24 protein-coding genes are annotated in these 20,913 nt (G+C 45.5%); 21 read left to right on the forward strand and 3 right to left on the reverse strand.

Annotated features, from left to right (window positions below):
* Positions 1–3: 3 nt before the first annotated feature.
* Genes resB through FGT79_RS14280 form a run of 4 tightly spaced genes read left to right on the forward strand, consistent with a single transcriptional unit; the run spans position 4 to position 5,135 of the window.
* Positions 4–1,662: a cytochrome c biogenesis protein ResB gene (gene resB / locus FGT79_RS14265; protein WP_138753645.1), complete on the forward strand. Its 1,659-nt coding sequence runs from the start codon at positions 4–6 to the stop codon at positions 1,660–1,662.
* Positions 1,659–2,918, forward strand: coding sequence for a cytochrome c biogenesis protein CcsA (gene ccsA, locus FGT79_RS14270; protein ID WP_138753461.1), 1,260 nt, complete (start codon positions 1,659–1,661; stop codon positions 2,916–2,918). Before resB ends, ccsA begins: the two co-directional genes overlap by 4 nt.
* Before the next feature lie 27 nt (positions 2,919–2,945).
* Complete coding sequence (locus FGT79_RS14275) at positions 2,946–3,662, forward strand: response regulator transcription factor (protein ID WP_138753462.1); 717 nt, start codon at positions 2,946–2,948, stop codon at positions 3,660–3,662.
* The gene (locus FGT79_RS14280; protein WP_138753463.1) at positions 3,663–5,135 is read left to right on the forward strand and encodes a HAMP domain-containing sensor histidine kinase; all 1,473 of its coding nucleotides are present in this window, start codon (positions 3,663–3,665) and stop codon (positions 5,133–5,135) included.
* Positions 5,136–5,339: 204 nt separating this feature from the next.
* Here the strand turns inward: FGT79_RS14280 and serA are convergent, their stop codons facing one another.
* Complete coding sequence (serA, locus tag FGT79_RS14285) at positions 5,340–6,932, reverse strand: phosphoglycerate dehydrogenase (protein ID WP_138753464.1); 1,593 nt, start codon at positions 6,930–6,932, stop codon at positions 5,340–5,342.
* A gap of 240 nt (positions 6,933–7,172) precedes the next feature.
* Between serA and FGT79_RS14290 the strand changes: the two genes are divergently transcribed.
* A complete protein-coding gene (locus tag FGT79_RS14290) occupies positions 7,173–7,499 on the forward strand; it encodes a rhodanese-like domain-containing protein (protein ID WP_138753465.1) in 327 nt (108 codons plus the stop codon).
* Between the two features lie 20 nt (positions 7,500–7,519).
* Here FGT79_RS14290 and FGT79_RS14295 read toward each other — a convergent pair whose 3' ends face one another.
* On the reverse strand, positions 7,520–8,440 hold the full coding sequence (locus FGT79_RS14295) for a hypothetical protein (RefSeq protein ID WP_138753466.1): 921 nt from the start codon (positions 8,438–8,440) through the stop codon (positions 7,520–7,522).
* Positions 8,441–8,550: 110 nt separating this feature from the next.
* On the opposite strand from FGT79_RS14295, the gene FGT79_RS14300 reads away from it, so the two are divergent.
* Both FGT79_RS14300 and FGT79_RS14305 read left to right on the forward strand, forming a co-directional pair.
* On the forward strand, positions 8,551–9,144 hold the full coding sequence (locus FGT79_RS14300; RefSeq protein WP_138753467.1) for a CPBP family intramembrane glutamic endopeptidase: 594 nt from the start codon (positions 8,551–8,553) through the stop codon (positions 9,142–9,144).
* Complete coding sequence (locus FGT79_RS14305; protein WP_138753468.1) at positions 9,141–9,374, forward strand: hypothetical protein; 234 nt, start codon at positions 9,141–9,143, stop codon at positions 9,372–9,374. The genes FGT79_RS14300 and FGT79_RS14305 overlap by 4 nt, the downstream gene beginning before the upstream one ends.
* Here FGT79_RS14305 and FGT79_RS14310 read toward each other — a convergent pair.
* Positions 9,364–10,233, reverse strand: a complete 870-nt coding sequence (locus tag FGT79_RS14310) for a polysaccharide deacetylase family protein (protein WP_138753469.1) — start codon at positions 10,231–10,233, stop codon at positions 9,364–9,366. The two genes, FGT79_RS14305 and FGT79_RS14310, sit on opposite strands and share 11 nt — an antisense overlap.
* A gap of 176 nt (positions 10,234–10,409) precedes the next feature.
* Here FGT79_RS14310 and FGT79_RS14315 point away from each other — a divergent pair, with 176 nt between their 5' ends.
* The 14 genes from FGT79_RS14315 to FGT79_RS14375 all read left to right on the forward strand — a co-directional run bounded on the left by FGT79_RS14315 (position 10,410) and on the right by FGT79_RS14375 (position 20,882).
* Positions 10,410–10,733: a hypothetical protein gene (locus tag FGT79_RS14315; protein ID WP_138753470.1), complete on the forward strand. Its 324-nt coding sequence runs from the start codon at positions 10,410–10,412 to the stop codon at positions 10,731–10,733.
* Positions 10,734–10,935: 202 nt separating this feature from the next.
* The gene (locus tag FGT79_RS14320) at positions 10,936–11,550 is read left to right on the forward strand and encodes a genetic competence negative regulator (RefSeq protein WP_138753471.1); all 615 of its coding nucleotides are present in this window, start codon (positions 10,936–10,938) and stop codon (positions 11,548–11,550) included.
* Between the two features lie 136 nt (positions 11,551–11,686).
* Positions 11,687–12,937 carry a Glu/Leu/Phe/Val family dehydrogenase gene (locus FGT79_RS14325; protein ID WP_138753472.1) on the forward strand — a complete coding sequence of 417 codons (1,251 nt, stop codon included), beginning with the start codon at positions 11,687–11,689 and terminating at the stop codon, positions 12,935–12,937.
* Between the two features lie 15 nt (positions 12,938–12,952).
* Positions 12,953–13,648 carry a glutamic-type intramembrane protease PrsW gene (prsW, locus tag FGT79_RS14330; RefSeq protein WP_138753473.1) on the forward strand — a complete coding sequence of 232 codons (696 nt, stop codon included), beginning with the start codon at positions 12,953–12,955 and terminating at the stop codon, positions 13,646–13,648.
* A gap of 74 nt (positions 13,649–13,722) precedes the next feature.
* Positions 13,723–13,884, forward strand: coding sequence for a hypothetical protein (locus tag FGT79_RS31185; protein WP_171056238.1), 162 nt, complete (start codon positions 13,723–13,725; stop codon positions 13,882–13,884).
* A 105-nt stretch (positions 13,885–13,989) separates the two neighbouring features.
* Positions 13,990–15,345, forward strand: coding sequence for a germination protein YpeB (ypeB, locus tag FGT79_RS14335; RefSeq protein WP_138753474.1), 1,356 nt, complete (start codon positions 13,990–13,992; stop codon positions 15,343–15,345).
* 60 nt (positions 15,346–15,405) lie between these two features.
* On the forward strand, positions 15,406–16,059 hold the full coding sequence (locus FGT79_RS14340) for a flagellar brake protein (RefSeq protein ID WP_138753475.1): 654 nt from the start codon (positions 15,406–15,408) through the stop codon (positions 16,057–16,059).
* 53 nt (positions 16,060–16,112) lie between these two features.
* The gene (locus tag FGT79_RS14345; RefSeq protein ID WP_138753476.1) at positions 16,113–16,310 is read left to right on the forward strand and encodes a hypothetical protein; all 198 of its coding nucleotides are present in this window, start codon (positions 16,113–16,115) and stop codon (positions 16,308–16,310) included.
* A gap of 171 nt (positions 16,311–16,481) precedes the next feature.
* Positions 16,482–17,150, forward strand: a complete 669-nt coding sequence (gene cmk, locus FGT79_RS14350) for a (d)CMP kinase (RefSeq protein ID WP_138753646.1) — start codon at positions 16,482–16,484, stop codon at positions 17,148–17,150.
* Positions 17,151–17,153: 3 nt separating this feature from the next.
* Complete coding sequence (locus FGT79_RS14355; RefSeq protein ID WP_138753477.1) at positions 17,154–17,732, forward strand: lysophospholipid acyltransferase family protein; 579 nt, start codon at positions 17,154–17,156, stop codon at positions 17,730–17,732.
* An 81-nt stretch (positions 17,733–17,813) separates the two neighbouring features.
* A complete protein-coding gene (gene rpsA, locus FGT79_RS14360) occupies positions 17,814–19,049 on the forward strand; it encodes a 30S ribosomal protein S1 (RefSeq protein ID WP_138753478.1) in 1,236 nt (411 codons plus the stop codon).
* A gap of 96 nt (positions 19,050–19,145) precedes the next feature.
* Positions 19,146–19,793 (forward strand): YphA family membrane protein, encoded by a 648-nt coding sequence (locus FGT79_RS14365; protein WP_138753479.1) that lies wholly within the window; start codon positions 19,146–19,148, stop codon positions 19,791–19,793.
* The gene (locus tag FGT79_RS14370) at positions 19,793–20,710 is read left to right on the forward strand and encodes a YIEGIA family protein (protein WP_138753480.1); all 918 of its coding nucleotides are present in this window, start codon (positions 19,793–19,795) and stop codon (positions 20,708–20,710) included. Before FGT79_RS14365 ends, FGT79_RS14370 begins: the two co-directional genes overlap by 1 nt.
* Positions 20,703–20,882: a capping complex subunit for YIEGIA gene (locus FGT79_RS14375; RefSeq protein ID WP_138753481.1), complete on the forward strand. Its 180-nt coding sequence runs from the start codon at positions 20,703–20,705 to the stop codon at positions 20,880–20,882. Before FGT79_RS14370 ends, FGT79_RS14375 begins: the two co-directional genes overlap by 8 nt.
* The last annotated feature ends 31 nt before the right edge of the window (positions 20,883–20,913 follow it).

Genomic DNA, 20,913 nt, shown 5'->3' on the forward strand with positions numbered 1-20,913 from the left:
TTAGTGGTTGAGAACACAAAGTGTGAGTGCGGGCATCAGAATGCAATTGGAACTGTGCTCTGCGAGAACTGCGGGAAACCGCTGGAGCACAATGAAGTGTCCGATTTGCCTTTGGAAATGCGTTACGACGGGGTGGCTCGCCGTTCGCAGAAGAGCAATCCGAATTATATTGATCGAATATGGAATTTCTTCTCTTCTGTCAAAATCGCCATTTACTTGATCGTCCTTACTTTTTTGACAGCTATGCTCGGTACGATCTACCCGCAGGAAAATACCTTTATCAATAACTTTGATCCATCTGTCTATTACGAGCAAACGTACGGTTTGCCTGGCAAGCTATATTATTTGCTCGGCCTGTCGCATACGTATGAAACCTGGTGGTTCATCGGTCTGCTGGTTATGATTGGGACATCGCTTGTCATTTGCAGTCTTGACCGTGTATTGCCCCTTTACCGGGCTCTTAGCAAGCAGCAAATCCGCAAGCATCTGCAGTTCATCCATCGCCAGAAGACGGTGTACAAGCAGACGATTGCCTTGGATGAAGAGAAGTGGGTACAAGAATTCGGTACACAGTTGAAGCGAAAAGGCTATCGTATTCACCGGGATGGCTCAGCTCTGTTAGCAGAGAAAAACAGGTTTAGCCGCTGGGGACCGTATATTAACCATATTGGATTAATATTGTTCCTGCTTGCGATTCTGGCAAGAAGTATTCCGAGCTGGCAAATGGATAGCTACATAACGATTCCAGACGGCGATACGATCCAAATCGCGGATACGAATTATTTTGTGAAAAACGAGAAGTTTACGGTGGAATTCTATACGGATGATGAACTGCCGGAGCAACTCAAGGGTACTGCCCGCGCGAAGCTGTTTGAAACAAAAGCAGTGCTTTACGAATGTGTGAGCAACTGTTCGGATCAAACGAGGAAGCCTGAGCTCGTAGAAGTAAAGCGGCATAATATCATTGTCAATGAACCGCTCACGTATAAAGGTTTAAAGCTGTATCAGTTCGACTTTGATACAACTCCGCGATTAAATGCTGTGCACCCTATACTGGTAGATAAAAAAACGGGGGAGAAATACGGCCCGTTCGATCTGCCTATGAAGGATTCTGCATTGCAGCATAAGCTTGGTCCATATACGCTTGATTTGTATGCGAATTACATGGAATTTGCAATTGGCGATAACGGTGAGCCTACAACGCTTTCCCGAGATCCAATTGCACCGGCATTCGTCTTTACGGTGAAAGGCCCAGGTCTGGAGCCGGAAGGTGAGCCTTATATGTATTTCCCGATGCAGAAGGACAAGGTTAAGTTCTCGCAGGATGTGATTAACCATGCTGTAGCGGACAAGATCGAGATCAGAGTAGACGGTATGGAAAATGTTGATTTCTCTGAAGCATCTACCTACTTGAATGTAAGGATGGATCGAGCATTGCCTTATGTTTGGGTAGGCGCGGCATTCTCAATGATCGGTCTGCTGATGGGTTCTTATTGGCAGCATCGCCGGATTTGGCTTCGCATTGATGAGGGAGAGCTTTCATTAGGTGCACATACGAATAAAAACTGGTACGGTATGCGCTCAGAGGTTGCGGGAGCGCTTCAAAAAATAGGGATAACCGTAGATCCGAAGTCGCTTGATAACGGAGGGAATAACGCGTGAGTTTAGTTGATTTTAGCAGCGACGCTTTTATTGTCGCATTTTTTCTTTATTGTTTTGCTTTTATGTTCTACGTTATTGCCATTGCAGGTAAGAAGTGGAGCAATCGTGAGCCTTTGCTGCATGAGAAGCGCTGGGGACGTATTGCGTTTATCACCTCAAGTCTGGGACTTGCTTCGCATCTGACGTTTTTCTTCACACGTTGGGCAGGAAGCGGTCAAATTCCGACGAGTAATATGTATGAGTTTATGACTTTTCTTGGCATGGCTATTATGATTGCATTCACAATTGTATTTGCCATCTATAGAAAGCCTTTGCTAGGCATGTTTACACTGCCGCTAACGGTTATCATTGTGGCGTATGCCTCGGTGTTTCCGCAAGAGGTACAGCCATTAATTCCAGCGCTTAACAACTACTGGCTCAAGGTGCATGTGACGACAGCTGCGCTTGGCGAAGCGTTCTTCGCAGTCGGATTCGCTGCTGGGTTAATGTATTTGCTGCGAGTTGTGGATTTCAAAGGTAAGACGAAGGAAGCAAAGCGTTCGCAGTTCTGGGTAGAATTCTCGTTGTATTCTATTTTGCTAATCGTGGGCTTCATCATTGCGGTATTTGCTTTCCGCGGCGCAGGCTACGAGGCACAGTTCACACAGGAGAAGTCCAGCATAGACGGGAAAGGAATCGAATCGACCATTACTGAAACAGTCGATTATACGCTTCCTCCAATCGTTAAGCCTTACAATAGTAATGTAGTTAAATATGATTCGTTTTTAGGAATGAACCAGCCGATCTTTGAAGCACCTTATTGGATGAACGGCGTAAATTCAGGACGTAAGCTGAATACCGTAGTTTGGTCCGTTATTGCAGGCAGCTTGCTATATGGCTTACTCCGACTTGTGTTCCGCAAACCACTGGGTGCCGTTATCCATCCGATGATGGATGGTGTTGATCCGGAAGACTTGGATGAGATCAGCTATCGTTCTATCGCAATTGGCTTCCCAATCTTCACGCTAGGTGCATTGATATTCGCTATGATCTGGGCAAATATCGCCTGGGGACGTTTCTGGGGTTGGGATCCTAAGGAAGTATGGGCTCTCATTACATGGCTTTATTACAGTGCTTACTTGCATTTCCGACTTTCGCGCGGCTGGCAGGGCAAGCCGTCAGCTTGGCTTGCTGTCATTGGCTTCGTAGTTGTATTGTTTACGTTAGTAGGGGTCAACCTTATTATCGCAGGCTTGCATTCGTATTCCGGCGTTTAGTATTTAGTTTGAGAGGAGTTTTGCCTTATGTCTGATTATTCAAGCCGTATATTGGTCGTGGACGACGAGGAAAGGATTCGCCGTCTGCTCAAGATGTATCTAGAGAAAGAAGGCTACACAATCGACGAGGCCGAAGATGGGGAAACAGCACTTAGACTCGCTTCGAATACGGATTATGCGCTCATTCTGTTAGATGTGATGCTGCCAGGTATCGATGGCGTAGAAGTTTGCTCACGCCTTCGTCAAGTGAAAGCAACTCCAGTCATTATGCTAACGGCAAAGGGCGAGGAGATGAATCGCGTTCAAGGATTCGAGGTTGGTGCAGATGATTACGTGGTGAAGCCATTCAGCCCGCGTGAGGTTATCTACCGGGTGAAAGCGATATTAAGACGATCTTCTGCAACAGCTTTTCTAACAAAAGAAATTAATTCAAGCAACAATATTGTGTTTCCTCATCTCATAATTGAGCATGATGCGCACCGTGTCACAGCAGGTGGGCAGGAAGTAAGCCTGACACCTAAAGAGTATGAGCTGCTGCATTACTTGGCCGTATCTCCCGATAAAGTGTTCTCGCGTGAAGAACTGCTCAAGGATGTTTGGAACTATGAGTTTTTTGGTGATCTGCGTACGGTAGATACTCATGTGAAGCGTCTAAGAGAAAAGCTGAACAAGGTCTCACCAGATGCGGCAGCCATGATCACGACCGTATGGGGCGTTGGCTATAAACTAGAGGTACCGAAATAAATGAACGTGTGGCAGCGTTCAGCTGGTAAGCTATGGCGAAGCGTAGTCGGGAAGCTCTGGGCAACGATTATGCTTCTTGTTGTTGTCGTATTGTTGATCGTTGGCGTGTTCCTGCTTCAATATGTGGACATTTGGGTCGACACCAACGCACATCAGGTCAAGGTACTGTTTGTACTGACTGCTATAATCGGGTTTTTGTTGTCTACCTTTTTCGCTTTCTTCTTATCTAAAAAAATTCAACAGCCTTTATTGCAGTTGAAGGGTGCGGCAGATTCCATCTCGCAAGGAAACTATTCGACAAGAGTGAACATTCGCTCTAGCGATGAGATTGGGGAGCTTGCACAAACCTTTAATCATATGACCGAGCAGCTTGATAAGCTCATTCACGATTTGAATCATGAAAAAAACCATTTGGCGAGTATATTACGAAGTATGGGTGATTCTGTTATCACTTTCGATGCAGATGGGAAAATCATACTAACGAATCCGAGCGGTCATTTGCTTATTAATCAGTGGTCAGGCGTAGAGAAAGCTTGGCAAGAGGATTTGTTTGAAAGCTCATCGACATTCTCTGAGGTTCCGATGCCATTGCGCGAGCTGTTTCAGAGCGTCATGGAAGAGGGGCGTGACGCGACGGATAAAGTACATGTGCTTAGCAGCGTATGGTCCGTCGTGATGGCGCCGCTTCAATCGAAAGGTGTCATACGCGGAGCCGTTGCTGTTATAAGGAATGTCACTGAAGAGCATAAGCTGGAGAAGCTGAGACGCGATTTCGTGGCGAATATCTCCCATGAGATTAGAACGCCGCTTTCCATGCTGCAAGGATACAGCGAAGCACTGCTTGATGATATTGTCGTCTCAGAGGAAGATCGGAAAGAGCTTGTTCAAGTTATTTATGATGAATCGTTGAGAATGGGCAGACTTGTGAATGACTTCCTAGATATCGCGCGCATGGAAGCTGGACATGTCGATATGAACTTTCAAGAGGTTGATCTCAGACATGTACTGAAGCGGGTACATCGGAAGTTCCAGGTGTATGCGAAGGAGCGCGAAGTGAAGCTTCACGCAGAGATGCCGCGAGAGCCCTTGCTTGTTAAGGAGGCGGATGAGGATCGGCTGGAGCAGGTGTTGACCAATCTGCTTGATAATGCGCTCCGGCATACGCCGTCTGGCAAGTCAATTACGATTGCAGGACAGCTGGAGCAGGTGAACGGCAGCGAGTATGTTCAGTTGACAGTCAGAGACGAGGGACAAGGGATTCCGTCCGAAGATGTGCCCTATATATTCGAACGCTTCTATAAGGCTGACAAGGCGCGTAAACGGGGAGCTTCTAGCGGGACTGGGCTTGGTCTTGCTATCGTCAAAAACTTGATTGACTTGCATCATGGGCGAATAGTCGTAGACAGCAGTGCTGGAAAAGGTACTGCATTCACATTATTGCTTCCTGTCGAAGCTCATCAGTCATTGTCATAGCGTCCCAATTGGGACGCTATTTTTGTAGAATACAGCAGATAATTCTTGTTGCTCGTGAAACAAAAACAGCCAATCAGATGATCTGATTGGCTGTTTTTTGTAATAATATAGGAACGTATATCGTTAGGCTATACGTTATCTATATTTCTACGCGAAACTTTAGCTTAGCCGCCTTTGGCGGCTTCAGCCGTTTACGCATATTTATTAGAAAAGAGTAATTTCTTTTGCAGTGTTCAATTCAGGCATGTTCGTAAGCTGCTCAAGAACTTCTTTAGGCGTTGCTTTATCAACTCGAAGCACCATGATCGCGGAACCGCCCTCAAGCTGACGACCTACTTGCATGGTTGCAATGTTAACATCATTACTACCAAGCAAAGTACCAACGCGGCCGATAATACCAGGCTTATCGTTATGCGAGATCAAGATAAGATTGCCCTCTGGCGTAACGTCAACAGGGAACTTATCAATTTGTACGATACGCGGTCCATATCCAGTCAGCAGTGTACCAGAAACGACACGTTCTTCCTTCTTCGTACGAAGGGATACCGTTACAAGGTTCGTGAAATCTTTCGAAGTATGCGACTTCTGAACCACGATATTAACATCGCGAACTTTGGCAAGGTGCAAGGAGTTAACGACGTTGACTTGCTCTGAGCCGAGGTGGTGAGCGAGAACACCACGAACGATATAACGTGTAAGCGGCTGAGTATCGACCTCAGCAAGCTCACCGGCATAGCCGACTACGATCTCCGTTACTGCGCCTTCTGTCGCTTGTGCAATAAAGTTTCCAAGCTTCTCGCCAAGCGTGAAGTATGGCTGTAGAATACTTTGCAGGTTAGCCGGAATTGGAGGCATATTAACCGCATTGATAAACGGCTCACTGCGGAGTATGTGAAGTACCTGCTCAGAAACGTCAATAGCAACGTTTTCTTGTGCTTCTACGGTAGAAGCGCCAAGATGCGGTGTAACGATAATTTTCGGATGTGTCAGGAATGGATGATCATCAGCAGGAGGCTCAACTTCGAATACGTCGAATGCTGCACCGGCAACAATACCTGCATCCACTGCGTCAACAAGTGCAATCTCGTCAATAATTCCGCCGCGAGCACAGTTGATAATGCGCATGCCAGGCTTCATTACTTCGAATTGCGCTTTGCCGATCATATGGCGCGTTTCTGGAGTGAGTGGTGTATGTACAGTCATGAAATCAGCATTGCGCACGATATCATCTACGCTAGCAAGCTTCACGCCGATCTTCTCAGCTCTCTCTTCCGTCATAAACGGATCATACCCCATAATGTCCATGCCAAAAGCTTTCGCGCGTTTTGCAACTTCGCTACCGATACGTCCCATACCAAGCACGCCGAGCGTTTTGCCGCGAAGCTCAACGCCAAGGAAGGATTTGCGATCCCATGTACCGTTAACAGTTTTCATATAAGCTTGAGGGATATGACGGGCAACCGCCATCATCATCGCAAACGTATGCTCACAAGTTGTAATCGTATTGCCATCTGGCGCATTGATTACAATAATGCCTCGTTGTGTAGCTGCGTCAAGATCGATATTATCGACACCAACGCCTGCACGGCCAACAACTTTGAGCTGCTTGCCTGCTTCCATGATTTTTGGTGTTACTCTTGTTTGGCTGCGGACGAGCAACGCATCGTATTCGCCAATAATGGCAACCAATTCGTCCTCGCTGAGTCCAGGTTTTTTGTCGACTGCGACATCTGACGCATCAACAAGCTGCTGAATGCCCAAATCGCTAATTGGATCGGAAACTAACACTTTAAACATGTGAAGTATGCCTCCTAAATGGGTGTGAAGCTCCAAGGCTTCGCTTAATATGAACAGAAAAACCCTCAGCCCGGCACCGTTGTGCAGCAGCGGGTCGAGAGTTTGATCATCGATCTTTGACTTTTCTATTTTAATGCAATGGGGTGGACAAAAGCAATCCTCAAACTTGCTGAAATGTGAAAATTTCGTTATGATTCTAGCATCATAAGCAACAAAATACGACAGGGGAGGTCTTTATTCATGACGAATTGGCAGGATGTGACACCGCAATTCATGCTGGATTTGTTGGAAAGCGGAAGTATAGAAGCGAGTCAGCTTATCGATGTAAGAGAAGAGTTTGAATGGGACTATTACCATCTGGAGACTTCTGTCCTCATTCCAATGAATACGATACCGATGCGTTTAAATGAAATAACAGATAGTAAGCCGCTTTACATCATATGTGCTCATGGAGTTCGGAGCTTGTCTGTATGCCGATATTTAGAAGAACAAGGCTATAGCGAACTCCACAACGTAAACGGCGGAATGGCAGCTATAGCCTTGTTAAAAGGATTTCAATATGATTGATTCATACTAGTAAAGCAGGATTAATTGGTGTCCGAGGTAAAGAACGGAAGCTGTGGCATCAATTCCTCCTGATAGAAACGCAGTCTGCTTTCTGAGAAGTCTCCTGTGCGAACAGCCTCGGTATTAATGAGTAGGTCTACTACAGCGGATACGGTGTGAACCTTCATTTTTGCAGGCTGTCCGGAATAAATAAATTCGTCAACGCGGCTCGTCAAATCCTGTGGGTAATAGTTCGTAAGCTTCTTGCGCGTCATGAGTTGATCGGCCATCAGTTTGTTTTTTACAGTTAAAGTGAGGTCTTTCCACTGTGTTAGCTGCAGCAGGGATGGTGACTTGTAATCGCCAGGGATATCAAGATTTACAGTTGCTGCCCATTTCAACATAGCAGAATAATAAGCCTGCTGTGCACTAAGCGCGAATTGAGAAGCTGACAAGTAGTTTTTCTCTTGTTCAACATTTTGTCTCAGCTCGTTGCTGCTTAACGTTTTGGCGCTTGTGGCAGCCTTGGTTGCAGCATCTTTGAACAGCTTCAGGCTGCGGATGTAACTGACCTGAGCTTGTCCGAGCAGTGGAGATTTCTGCATATCGACTGAGCTTGCATCCTTGGCTTTCTCTTCTGCCAAGCTGGACAGATCCTTGAACATCGAGGTTGCTTCAGTCGGTTTTCCTTGAGATAGCTTATTCATGGCAGCGAACCATTCATTCTGAAATTCACGGTATGGCAAAAATACAGTATGATAGAATGAGACCAAATCCTGCTGCTGGTAAGGGCTTACAGTTGCAGAAGCGCTTTTTGCACCTTGTTCATCTTGCTTGTACTTTTCTTCTGTCTTGTCGCTGCCGATCTGAATGCCGTAGAAAAAGGCGCCTACCGTGCAAGCGAGCATGAATACGAAGCCAACACTGAATAACATTGCCGTAGTCGTTAATTTTTTTTCCATCTCTCTCTATCTCCTTCTATGTAAGAAAATAATGCTGTCTAATTTGTCCTATCAGTATAGGTGAAAAGATGGTAAAAGAAAATAAGAACGTTCTGGACAGGCGGGAAGCTATGAAAAAGTTTGATATTCGCAACATTCGTGTACGCAAAGTGTCCGTTGACGATCTGGATGACCGTATGCTCCTTATTAATTTATATGCAACACAAGGCTTCACTTTTATTATCGGTTTGATATGGGTTTTATTTCAGCATCAAAATTTAATTACCTTATTTACACCTCCTAAGGAGCTTGCTTTTGTGTATTGGGGAGTGGGTCTTGCTGCAGCCGTTATTATCGTTGATTTGCTCATTTCAAGGTTTGTACCGGAGGAAGCGGCCGATGACGGGGGGGTAAACGAGCGGATCTTTGGCAACAGACCGATCTGGCATATTGCTGTTATTTCGCTCGTCGTTGCGATATGCGAAGAACTTTTGTTCCGAGGGGCCATACAACATGCCATTGGTCCCTATTGGACAAGCATTATTTTTGCTACTATTCATGTAAGGTATTTGAAGCATTGGATTCCTACCGGACTCGTTTTCTCAATCAGCTATGGCTTAGGATGGATTTATGTGCAATCCGGTTCGATTCTTGCTCCGATTATCGCTCATTTCTTAATTGATTTTATAATGGGGTTGATCATACGTTTCAGGAGGGAGTCATGAGCAGGAAAGAAAAGTTTGGAAGCTCAAGGGGAGATAAGCAGCAAGAAAGGGCGGCAAGGCCGCCTAGCATCGGAACGGATTCCAATAAAGGTGATGCTCTGCCGCCTAGGCGAAAAAAACATCATTCGAGTAATTATAAATTGACGAAATGGTATTATAATCTGCTCTTTGTTTTATTCGTCAGCTTGGTTGCTGGTTTGTTCTGGTATGGCACGAAGTTTACGGACTAATGGCAATGCTGGATGGATCAATAAAACCATAGCCCTTCGTTTCTAAGTTTGTAAGCAGCTTATCGAGTGCTTCGGCCGTCCACTTCAGCTCGTGCATGAGAATGTTAGCTCCTGGATGGAGCTGTTCCATCACATTGTTGATGACTACTTCGGGTTTATCCTTAGCAGATTTATCCCAATCGAGTGAGCCATTAGACCACGTCATGTAGAGCATGCCGTGGTTTTTTGCTATTTTTTTAACATCGTCCCCGCCAGAACCGTATGGGGGTCTGAAGAAGGTAGGTTTTTTACCGATTAATGCCTCAACAGCAGTTTGAACATCATTGATTTGTTTATCGACAATATCAGCTGCTTCGTTCTTGAGATTAATATGGTCCCAAGAATGATTGCCAATTGTTTGCCCTCGTTTATCGATTAACTTCAACAAATCAGGGTTTTGTTTGACACGGTAGCCGTTGACAAAAAATATAGCTTTGGCATCATGTTTATCCAGTGTATCGAGGAGGCTTGTCAACACTACTGAATCTTTGGGGCCATCATCGAAGGTGAGCAAAACTACTTTATCTGTTGCATTTGTTGAGATCGGCACCAACCGGTAAGCAGCATTCATTTCATATCGTGCTTCTGGCTGTTTGCCTTCCTCGGTTGTAGTCAATGTTGGAGTGGGAATCGGCTCCGTATTGGCTGGGCTAGAGAGCTGAGCATCCGTTGCCGAAGGGATGACTGCAGCTGGCGTCACCATCTCTGTACTCGATACTTCATTGGAAACAGTGACAGACTTGTCAGTGTGATTAGCTGAGCAGGATGTGAGCAGCGTGCCTATAAGAACCAAATAGATAATCAAATGGCGGTTTTTCATAACATACATTCCTCCAAAGCGATGTTGTATTTATGCTGAATCGACCCCATTGTATCATATTTGCCCAAATGCAGGATTAGGATGATTTCCTTATTTTATTAAGAATGAGCGTGATGCCAAGCGGTCAGACTATTCGATGAGGACGAAAGCCTAAGAAGGAAGAGGTGCTCGCGAATATGAAGTTAAGTGGTTTTTTAGTTGGCGGTTTAATTGGCGCGGCAGCGACCGTGTATGTATCACGAAAGCAGCCAGGAGCGGTGGCATGGGCAGGTCATGCGCTGTCAGATCTTTGCTCTACAGCCGCCCGTAAGTCGATGTCCAAGATCATGAGCAAATCGATAAGGGAAGAGGCTTCTGCTTTCTCCCCAAAGCACTCAGACGATACCGCCGTAAAATCAGAAGCCGCTTGGGAACAGATTGAAGCGATCGTAAACAGTGATCCATCCTTGAAAAAGGAAGCCGAGAAGATCAAAGCGGAATCGTCAGCACTTGCTCATTAATACTGTAGTAAATAAGAGGAATCGGATGCGTACAGAGCAGAGATGCGAGGCGTTAATCCGATTCTTTTTTCGTTCAATATTAGTGCATTCGGCGAAAAGAAGTGATAAAGTAGATACATAGCACGATTTGGTCAAATTTGATCACATCTTACTTGAAAAAACATACGCTGTTACAACAGATGCTGCAGAGGAGGATCCTGTCATGAAAATCGAACGACTGAGCCAGGATAAGATACGGATTTTCCTGACGTTCGACGACCTGCTGGAACGGGGGATCCAGAAGGACGACATGTGGCGCGAAATTCCAAAAGTACACGAACTATTCAGTGAAATGATGGATCAAGCATATAGTGAACTTGGATTCGATGCCAGCGGCCCATTAGCGGTCGAAGTGTTTGCCCTCCCCGCACAAGGTATGGTAGTTATTGTCACCCGTGGCAAGATGAATAGTCATGCAGGCGATCGGGTAACCGAAGATGACGACACGGAAGACGAAATATACGAAATGGAAGTAACGCTTGAACAAAGCGATATCGTGATGTATGCGTTCCGCGAGTTTGAGGATGTCATCTCTGTGTGCAAGCAATTACAAAGCTCAGCGCTTACGGATGATGGACGGCTTTATTCTTATAATGGGAAGTACATTCTAGCCTTGGAGCCGGCATTGATTGATGTGTCTAGGCACAATGCAGTCATTGCTTTGCTTGCTGAATATGGAGAAGCAACTTCAGTGACCTATGCCATGCTTGAGGAATACGGAAAAGTGATTATGCCCGAGAAAGCGGTAGGGGAAATATGTAATCATTTTAAATTTTAAACATATGTCCACGGAAAGAGCATCTGCAGGCTGATTCTTGTCTGCATGGTGCTCTTCTTGTTTATCCTTGGCCTAACGATGGAATATCGTACAGGAAAGGCGCTCATATTAGATGTAGACAAAGGCGGTGAATGGAATGAGTAATGTAGAAGCAAATGATGTATTGCATTCTACTCAAATCGTAATTGAACAAGCGCTGCGCAGGCTTGGCTATGATCAGGATATGATTGACCTCTTAAAAGAGCCGCTTAGGCTTCTTACCGTACGGATTCCAGTTAGAATGGACGATGGAACAACGAAAGTATTCACCGGATACCGCTCTCAGCACAATGATGCTGTAGGCCCGACAAAAGGAGGCGTTCGTTTTCACCCTAACGTCTCTGAGAATGAAGTAAAAGCGTTATCGATATGGATGAGCTTGAAATGCGGCATTGCGGATCTGCCATACGGCGGCGGCAAAGGCGGCGTCATATGCGATCCGAGAACGATGTCCTTCAGAGAAATAGAGCGTTTGAGCAGGGGCTATGTTCGTGCGGTTAGCCAAATTGTCGGACCGAGCAAGGATATTCCAGCACCTGACGTCATGACCAACTCACAAATCATGGCTTGGATGATGGATGAATACAGCCGAATTCGTGAATTTGATTCACCAGGCTTCATTACAGGTAAACCATTGGTGCTGGGCGGATCGAAGGGGCGGGAAACGGCCACTGCACGCGGAGTCGTGATTATGATTCAAGAGGCTCTGCGATTGAAGCAAATTGAAATGAAAGACGCTCGCATCGTCATACAAGGGTTCGGAAATGCTGGAAGCTATCTTGCCAAATTCATGCATGAGGCTGGTGCACGCGTGATAGGTATTTCCGATGTGAACGGGGCGTTGTATAATGAAGAAGGGCTGGACATTGAATATTTGCTTGACCGCAGGGATTCCTTCGGCAATGTAACGAATCTATTCAGCCAAACGATTACGAATGAAGCGCTTCTCGAGCTCGACTGCGACGTTCTTGTGCCTGCTGCTATCGAGAATCAAATTACAGATCGCAATGCACCGCTTATTCGTGCCTCGATTGTTGTTGAGGCTGCAAACGGGCCGACGACACTCGAAGCAACTAAAATTTTATCTGACAGAGGCATTCTCCTCATACCAGATGTTCTCGCAAGCAGCGGGGGGGTTATCGTATCCTACTTCGAATGGGTGCAGAACAACCAAGGCTATTATTGGGATGAGCAAGAGGTTGACGATAAGCTGACGCTTATGATGGTACGAGGGTTCAACCAAGTGTATGAAATACACCGCACCCGCAAGGTTGATATGCGTCTCGCAGCTTATATGGCGGGGGTTCGCAAATTAGCCGAAGCCGTCCGCTTTCGCGGCTGGGTGTAAGAAAGTAGGGACTAAATGCTGTTTCTCTCTGTATTGACAGCAGCGGTAGCACCAGGCGTATCGCTGCTTACTTATTTATACTTAAGGGACCGCTATGAAGCCGAGCCTATTCATATGGTGGCAAGGATGTTCGTACTGGGCATACTTGTCGTCGTACCGATTATGGTTATTCAGCGCGGGCTCCAGCTATGGCTTGGAGATAATCCTGTAGTGTTCGCGTTTGGAGAATCTGCAGGTGTAGAGGAATTCGTAAAGTGGTTTGTCCTTTATCATGTCATATACAACCATACAGAATTCGATGAGCCTTATGATGGCATTGTTTATGCGTCTTCCATTTCACTTGGATTTGCGACGCTTGAGAATGTGCTCTATGCTATTTATTCGCCTGCTACCTTCGGCACCTTGCTCGTTCGGGCACTTCTGCCTGTTTCCGGCCACGCTTTGTTCGGGGTGATGATGGGGTATTATTTGGGCAAGGCGAAGTTCGCTCCAGCGAATAAAAGAAACTATTTCCTTGTGATTTCCTTACTACTCCCCGTTCTGCTTCATGGCACGTATGATTGGATTATGATTACCGTGCGAACGAATTGGATGTGGTTTATTATTCCATTCATGATCGTGTTGTGGGTTTGGGGCCTTCGTAAAATGAATCATGCCACTTCTCGCTCTCCGTTTCGGTTTTTGGTTCGTGAGGATGAGATTAAACTGTAGCTGTTCCGTCTATACTGACATTATGCAGCAATGCCTAGGTGAACGGCATTCGAATAATGGCTGAGGAGGAGCATATGGAAGCGGTAAGAATAAAGGTAACGATCCGTTGCAATGTATGCGGAGAGAAATTCGTCCTTCGTGGAAGAAGAGATAAGGACATGATTGATACTGGTTTTAAACAATGCATCTGCAGTAACGCTAATGATCTAGAGATTGAGGAGCATGGCATGTACTGAAGGGAATAAATAGCTGTAATTACAATTATATAGAAGGATGCATAAAGCTCCCTTGGGCAAACCAAACTAAAACCAGGTTTTGCACAAGAAAGGAGCTTTTGTATTATGTACCAGCGACTTAGCTCAATCTTATTTCCCTTTATGTCCTTGTTGTTCATAGGCGCCATCTATTGGGGCTATCAAGAGCATCAGGAGAAAAACACGATATTGATCAAAGCGGAAAATCAATATCAGCGGGCTTTCCATGATTTAACCTACCATGTGGAGCAGCTTCATCAGCAGCTCGGCACGACACTTGCAGTGAATTCGACCTCACAAAGTTTTCATCGCAAAGGGCTCGTTAACGTATGGCGTTTAACAAGCCAAGCACAGAACGAAGTCAATCAGCTCCCGCTTTCGATGCTTCCATTTAATGAAGCAGAGGATTTCTTATCGCGCATCTCCAACTTTGCATACAAAACAGCGGTTCGTGATTTGAGTAAGCAGCCTCTCACACCAGATGAGTTCAAAACGATGAAAACATTGTATGCGAACTCTGAGCAAATCTCGAAGGATCTGCTTGGCATGCAGAAGGAAGTGCTAGCCAACAATTTACGCTGGATGGATGTCGAAATTGCAATCGCGTCTGAGAATCAAAACAATGACAATATTATTGTAGATGGCTTCAAGTCGGTTGACAAAAAGGTTAGTCAATATCCAGAAATCAACTGGGGACCTTCTGTAAGCAGCATGTACCAGAAGCGTACGATCAAAATGCTTGGCGGAAATTTGGTTACAGTAGAGCAGATCAAGAAACTTGCTGCGAAATTTACGGATGCACCGAATGCCGACATTCGCGTCGTAGAAAACGCAAAGGGAACGGAATATGCCTCTTATTCAGCCACCGTTAATGAAGGCACGAACAAAAAGCTGCAAATGGACTTTACGCAAAAAGGCGGCCAACTAATCTGGTTTATGAACGCCAGAGATATTGGTGCGAAAAAAGTAGGCTTAGACAAGGCCAAACAATCGGCAGATGCATTCTTGGACAAACACGGGTTTTCAGGCATGAAGGCAATCAGCTATGACACGCATAGCAACATGGGAGCATTCACCTACGTTAGTGTACAGAGCGGTGTGCTTATTTACCCGGACAAGCTTACCGTTAAAGTAGCACTCGATAATGGGCAGACGGTAGGGCTGCAAGCCAATGACTATGTGTATGAGCATCACAAACGAAAGCTGCCAAGTCCGATTATATCGAAAGCAGACGCTAGAAAAGCGTTAAACCCTGAAATGAAAGTTAAATCCGAGCTATTGGCGTTAATCAATAATGATCTGGGCGAAGAGGTTCTATGCTATGAATATACAGGCAGAATCAATGATTCTCTCTATCGCATCTATGTCAATTCCGAAACTGGACTAGAGGAGTCTATAGAAGAAATGTCTCCAAATGATGCCAAGGCAGCTTCTGACAAATAACGATATGGCTCCCTACAATTCGCCGTGTTATAATGGCTTGTATAATAGGGGGGAGCCAATTTGTTACCTAAATTGAATCAAATGCTTCATTTTCAGATTGCTTCTTCAGATGAAGAGGAAGCGTCTATTGAATACAAATCGCGAATTGCCGATGAGCAAGAGGATGGATTCCTCATTGAAATTCCGATAAGCGAGAAAACAGGTCGTTACAAGAGGCTTTTTCTTGGTGATGAGCTTTCTGTTTTTTTCGTAACAGAGGATGGGATTAAAAACTATTTCGATTCTCATGTTCTGGGATTTGTTGAGGACGGAGTGAAGCTGATCAAAATCCGCAAGCCGGAATTGGATCGAATCACAAAAGTGCAGCGCCGAAGCTTTTTACGCGTACCAGCTGAACTAGAGATTGCTGTTAAGACGCAGAGCAATTTACGTTTTGTTTGTGAGACGGATGATGTGGGCGGCGGTGGAATCTCATTTATATGTGACGGAAAGTGGCAGCTCGCCTCTGAACAGGTATTAGAGTGCTGGATTCTTGTTCCTTTCAAAAACGGCAGTCTCGAGCATGCTTTCTTCAAAGGTGAAGTTGTTCGTGTAGTTGAGCTTGAGTCCGGAAGAAAACAAGCGATGATCAAGTATGTGAGCATTAATGATTCAGAGAGACAGAAGGTTATCCGTTTTTGTTTCGAGAAGCAGCTGGAATTCAGGAATCGATGAATAATAGATGAAACATATGGAAAACTAGCCTACTATAGGAGGCTGGTTTCCATATGAATAAAAAAAAGTTATTCCGCAATATAGGTCGAAGTGAATGGGTAGATCTGACAGATGAGGTATGTGCAATATTGCGGAAAATCATTATAATTTTCGTTATTTTATTGATTATTTCGCAGGCTGCATTGCAAAACCAAGCTGTTCGGCATTGGCTAACGGGCGTAGATCAGCGGGAAGGAACCCGTATGAACTAACGCTCCGCTTTTGCATCTGCGGTTATAGTGTGGTATAATTTTTACGTTCGCAGGCAAAGCCTGCTTTTTTCTTGAGAGGTTTGCGTCGCATTCTCACATGCATTCGGCCAGCCGTCTCTACTAAAAGGGGGTTGACCTGAAGTGGTGCATCACGAAGGCGACAGCGACCGTATGAACATTGCGATTGACGGGCCGGCAGGCGCGGGCAAAAGCACGGTTGCGCGGAAAGTCGCTGAACAGCTTGGATATGTATATATCGATACAGGCTCCATGTATCGCGCTGTTACGCTCAGTGCACAACGGGCTGGAGTATCGGTGGAGCAGACTGTCAAGCTTGCCGAATTGGTAAGATCTTTGGATATTGCACTTGAGCCAGGCGAACAAGGGCAGTCCGTCTTTGTGAACGGTGATGATGTAACCGCATTGATTCGCTCACGTGAGGTGACGCTTCAAGTGTCCCACATTGCAGCGAATGAGACTGTGCGTGAGGTTCTCGGTCTCATGCAGCGAAAGCTTGCAGAGCGCAAGGGAGTCGTTATGGATGGCAGAGATATCGGTACTCATGTACTGCCGCAAGCGGAACTGAAAATTTTCCTAACTGCATCCGTTAAGGAACGGGCACTTCGCCGTTACCGTGAAATAGTGGACACTCAAAGCATCACGCTCTCACAATTGGAATCCGAGATCGCCGAGCGAGACCGCTTGGACGAGCAACGCGACATTTCACCGCTTATATGTGCGGATGACGCGATTGTACTCGACAGCACCGCCATGACAATTGATGAAGTCATTCAAGCAATTGTGAAATTAAGCCGAACCAAAATGGCGGAGGCGAAGTAAACTATGTTATACCTTTTTTTTAGATTTCTCCTGCGTGTGTTGTACACCGTATTATTTCGATTGGAAGCAAGAGGCAGGGACAATATTCCAGCCGATGGACCAGTCATACTCGCCTCGAATCATCTCAGCAACTTTGACCCGCCGACGGTAGGCGTTAAAGTAAAGCGAAAGGTGCATTTTATGGCGAAGGAGGAATTATTTAAAATTCCTGTCTTTGGACCAGGTATCCGCGCAGTTGGCGCATTCCCAGTGAAAAGGGGCGGCGTGAGCAAGGATGCAATCAAATCTTCAATCGCGATGGTGAAAGAAGGCAATGTGCTCGGTATCTTCCCTGAGGGCTCCCGTAATAACCAAGGGGGTGCAGCGAAGAAGGGTGCAGCGATGATTGCCGTTAGAAGCGGCGCGGTTGTTGTGCCTGTTGCGATTATCGGAAAGTATAAGCTATTCAGCAAAATTATTGTTTGTTATGGCAAGCCTGTTGATCTTACAGCACTTATTGAACAAAATTCACCTGATATGCTTGAGCAAGTAACAGATGCCATCATGGCTCGTATTCGCGAGCTAGCTGCAAACAATCGTTAATGTATGTTTTAAATGCTGCTTTCGCTCTAGGCGCTTGCGGATTTAAATAAAGTTGGGGTATGAACTGAGGAGGTTATTTCAATGTCAGAAGAAACTAATGTGCAAGAATCCGTGGCGGAAGAAGTAAGCCAAGACGCTTTGGATAATTTCGTGTCTTTGAAAAAAGGCGATTCCGTTAAAGGTACAATCGTCAAAATCGAAGATAACCAAGCTTATGTAAGCCTTGGATATAAATATGACGGTGTTATTCCGATTCGTGAGCTTTCTGCTGTGCAGATCGAAAGCGCAACGGACGCTGTTCAAATCGGTCAAGAGGTTGAGCTTAAAGTTGTCAGCATTGATGACGAGAAGGAAAAGCTTGTCCTTTCGAAACGTCAAGTTGACGGCGAGAAAGCATGGGAAGTTCTTGAGCAACGCTTTGAGAGCGGCGAAGTGTTTGAAGTTGCCGTTGCTGACGTTGTTAAAGGCGGACTTGTAGCTGACGTAGGCGTGCGCGGATTCATCCCTGCATCTATGGTTGAGCGTCATTTCGTTGAAGATTTCTCCGATTACAAAGGCCGCACGCTTCGCGTGAAGGTTAAAGAAATCGACCGCGAGAACAACAAAGTGATTCTTTCACAGAAAGAAGTACTTGATGGTGAGTTCGAGCAAAGCAAGAAGCAAGTCATTGCAGCGCTTGAAGTTGGTCAAGAGCTTGATGGTACGGTTCAACGTCTTACACCATTCGGCGCTTTCGTTGATATCGGTGGCATCGATGGCCTTGTACACGTATCCGAGCTTTCATGGCAGCATGTAGCACATCCTAAGGATGTTGTTTCTGAAGGCCAAGCGGTTCGCGTTAAAGTACTTAAAGTAGATCCAGCTGCAGGCAAAATCAGCCTTAGCTTGAAAGCTGCACAACCAGGTCCTTGGGATTCTGCTGGCAGTCAATTCGCAATTGGCGATATCGTAACAGGTACAGTTCGTCGCCTTGTACCATTCGGCGCTTTCGTTGAGATCGCTCCAGGCGTAGAAGGACTTGTTCATATTTCCCAAATTGCACATCGTCACATCGCTACTCCTAACGAAGTTCTTCAAGAAGGTCAAGAAGTTCAAGCGAAAGTTCTTGATTTCAACCCTTCAGAGAAACGCGTTAGCCTCAGCATTAAAGAAACAGAAGAAGCCCCTGAGCAAGCGGCACCTAGTGCTAGACCTGACCGCGCTCCACGTTCGCCAAAAATCGAGAAAATCGACAATCCGAACGTTAGCTTGAGCAACGAAAGCATGAGCTACTCGCTTGCAGAGCGTTTTGGCGACAAGCTTAAAAACCTTAAATAATAATACTTTTATACAAAAGGAGCTATTCCCGCGACATGTCGCAGGAATAGCTCCTTTTTTTTGGTGCATAATAGGGGTTACAAGAGGTGATTGCGTGTGAATGCTGGTTATATGATGTTATGGATCTTAATGATTACAATGGTTTTAATGGCAACAGGTTGGAAGGAGCAAATTGTTCCGGACGTTAGCTGGAGAAAGGTTGTGCTATTCGGTGCGGCTATGGCCTTGTCGTTTATTTCCTCACAATGGTTCTCACCTTTTAAAGGCATTATTCAGCTTGACATACATGTAAGCATCTTTCTGATGCTCACATTCGCCGCCTTGTCACTTTATGAGGGGAAAAGCAGAGGCAGTTACATCGGCTATTTATTATTGTGTATTTTGATGGTTTCTGTGATCTGGGGAATTGTTCGTAGAATGTACAGCTATGATCCAGTGTTTTATTGGATCGATCCAAGCTGGGATGCACCACTGCTCGCTGGCTTATTTTGCGGAGCCTTCGTCTCACAGGCTAAGCAGCAATTTGCAATGATTGCTTGGGGTGCCGTACTTGGTGAAACCATATACGCTGCTATGCTGCATTGGTCTTCTACGACTTATATTGGTCAATTGAATTGGTGGGACAGCTTTTGGCTTGCACTTGCAGCAGCGAGGGTGTTCAGTTTGCTGCTTAAAGGGATAAGACTTGGCGGTTTGAAGCTGAACGATATGTTAGGTCAGATTAGAGGGGGACGCTCGTCATAATGCAGCATTATCTGGTTCAGAATAAGTTTTTAGTCGGTGTTTTGTTAGGCATTGCGTTCGGCATTATTTCAAGGCTTCTTATGCTCAGGACGGATTATAGACAATATCCGACATACCCGCACGGGCGGATTATACATATTTCGCTAGGCGTTATCGCGGCAGCATTAGGTGCGGTTGGCGTGCCGGCTTTGTTCAACAAGGATTATACCGCGATTACTTTTCTATCGCTTGCGGCTCAGCAATTCAGAGATGTTCGTAAAATGGAACGGGAAACGTTGACCAAAATTGACAGTATGGAGCTTGTTGGACGAGGTTCTACTTATATCGAAGGGATTGCCATGGTCTTTGAAGGACGCAACTATTTGGTCATCATGACAGCATTACTTACAAGCTTGTTCGCAATTATGTTGAATGTATGGGTTGGAATTGTTGCAGGCTTGTTATCACTTTTACTCGTGGAAAAGCTGAAGTCAGGCAAAGCGATGTCGCATATTGCATCTGTTCAAACGGCAGAGGTGATTATGGATGGTCCTGATTTGTTTGTTGGGGATATCTACATAATGAATGTCGGCTTGAAGTCGAACCAAGAAATCATTGCGGAAAGAGGAATGGGGTTTATTCTGACACCTTTCAATTCGAACGGAAAAGTAACGATCAGCAATCTGGGGCAGCGCCAAGCGATTCTGTATGATATGGCGACTATATTAGGTGTTTATCGAGACGATGGCGAGCCTGCACTTATTCCGATGGCGAAGCTGGATATGAAGGATGGACGCTTAGCTGTGTTTATTTTGCCACAGGAAATGAATGCGGAGAAAGGAAAGAAAGTTATAATGCGAGTTCCCATATTAGAATCGGCAGTTCGGATGCCTACAGAAGCCTCTGTAAACAAGAAGGAGGCTGGCGGGAATGGCTAAGATTGTTGCAATCGTCGCATTGAAATTCGAGGCTGTGTCAGGCGGAGCTCCTATTTTTATTGAAGAAAATGTGAGCAAGCTGGAGGAAACTGCATTCCTTCTAGAGAAGATATTGGATGCAAGCGCACATGATTTGAAGAATGGTACAATCATATTGGTCAACCACAAGTAATATGAAAAGTTAGCCAAGAACGCACTTTTTT

It is taken from the genome of Paenibacillus sinopodophylli (genome assembly GCF_005930355.1).
GTDB lineage: Bacteria > Bacillota > Bacilli > Paenibacillales > Paenibacillaceae > Pristimantibacillus > Pristimantibacillus sinopodophylli.

Coding starts and splice junctions, on each gene's coding strand:
- serA (WP_138753464.1), bottom strand. CDS start 6,932: ATGTTTAAAGTGTTAGTTTCCGATCCAATTAGCGATTTGGGCATTCAG.
- FGT79_RS14325 (WP_138753472.1), top strand. CDS start 11,687: ATGAGTAATGTAGAAGCAAATGATGTATTGCATTCTACTCAAATCGTA.
- FGT79_RS14300 (WP_138753467.1), top strand. CDS start 8,551: ATGAAAAAGTTTGATATTCGCAACATTCGTGTACGCAAAGTGTCCGTT.
- prsW (WP_138753473.1), top strand. CDS start 12,953: ATGCTGTTTCTCTCTGTATTGACAGCAGCGGTAGCACCAGGCGTATCG.
- FGT79_RS14355 (WP_138753477.1), top strand. CDS start 17,154: ATGTTATACCTTTTTTTTAGATTTCTCCTGCGTGTGTTGTACACCGTA.
- FGT79_RS14305 (WP_138753468.1), top strand. CDS start 9,141: ATGAGCAGGAAAGAAAAGTTTGGAAGCTCAAGGGGAGATAAGCAGCAA.
- FGT79_RS14295 (WP_138753466.1), bottom strand. CDS start 8,440: ATGGAAAAAAAATTAACGACTACGGCAATGTTATTCAGTGTTGGCTTC.
- FGT79_RS14280 (WP_138753463.1), top strand. CDS start 3,663: ATGAACGTGTGGCAGCGTTCAGCTGGTAAGCTATGGCGAAGCGTAGTC.
- FGT79_RS14345 (WP_138753476.1), top strand. CDS start 16,113: ATGAATAAAAAAAAGTTATTCCGCAATATAGGTCGAAGTGAATGGGTA.
- FGT79_RS14320 (WP_138753471.1), top strand. CDS start 10,936: ATGAAAATCGAACGACTGAGCCAGGATAAGATACGGATTTTCCTGACG.
- cmk (WP_138753646.1), top strand. CDS start 16,482: ATGAACATTGCGATTGACGGGCCGGCAGGCGCGGGCAAAAGCACGGTT.
- rpsA (WP_138753478.1), top strand. CDS start 17,814: ATGTCAGAAGAAACTAATGTGCAAGAATCCGTGGCGGAAGAAGTAAGC.
- FGT79_RS14310 (WP_138753469.1), bottom strand. CDS start 10,233: ATGAAAAACCGCCATTTGATTATCTATTTGGTTCTTATAGGCACGCTG.
- FGT79_RS14375 (WP_138753481.1), top strand. CDS start 20,703: ATGGCTAAGATTGTTGCAATCGTCGCATTGAAATTCGAGGCTGTGTCA.
- FGT79_RS14290 (WP_138753465.1), top strand. CDS start 7,173: ATGACGAATTGGCAGGATGTGACACCGCAATTCATGCTGGATTTGTTG.
- ypeB (WP_138753474.1), top strand. CDS start 13,990: ATGTACCAGCGACTTAGCTCAATCTTATTTCCCTTTATGTCCTTGTTG.
- FGT79_RS31185 (WP_171056238.1), top strand. CDS start 13,723: ATGGAAGCGGTAAGAATAAAGGTAACGATCCGTTGCAATGTATGCGGA.
- FGT79_RS14370 (WP_138753480.1), top strand. CDS start 19,793: ATGCAGCATTATCTGGTTCAGAATAAGTTTTTAGTCGGTGTTTTGTTA.
- FGT79_RS14315 (WP_138753470.1), top strand. CDS start 10,410: ATGAAGTTAAGTGGTTTTTTAGTTGGCGGTTTAATTGGCGCGGCAGCG.
- FGT79_RS14275 (WP_138753462.1), top strand. CDS start 2,946: ATGTCTGATTATTCAAGCCGTATATTGGTCGTGGACGACGAGGAAAGG.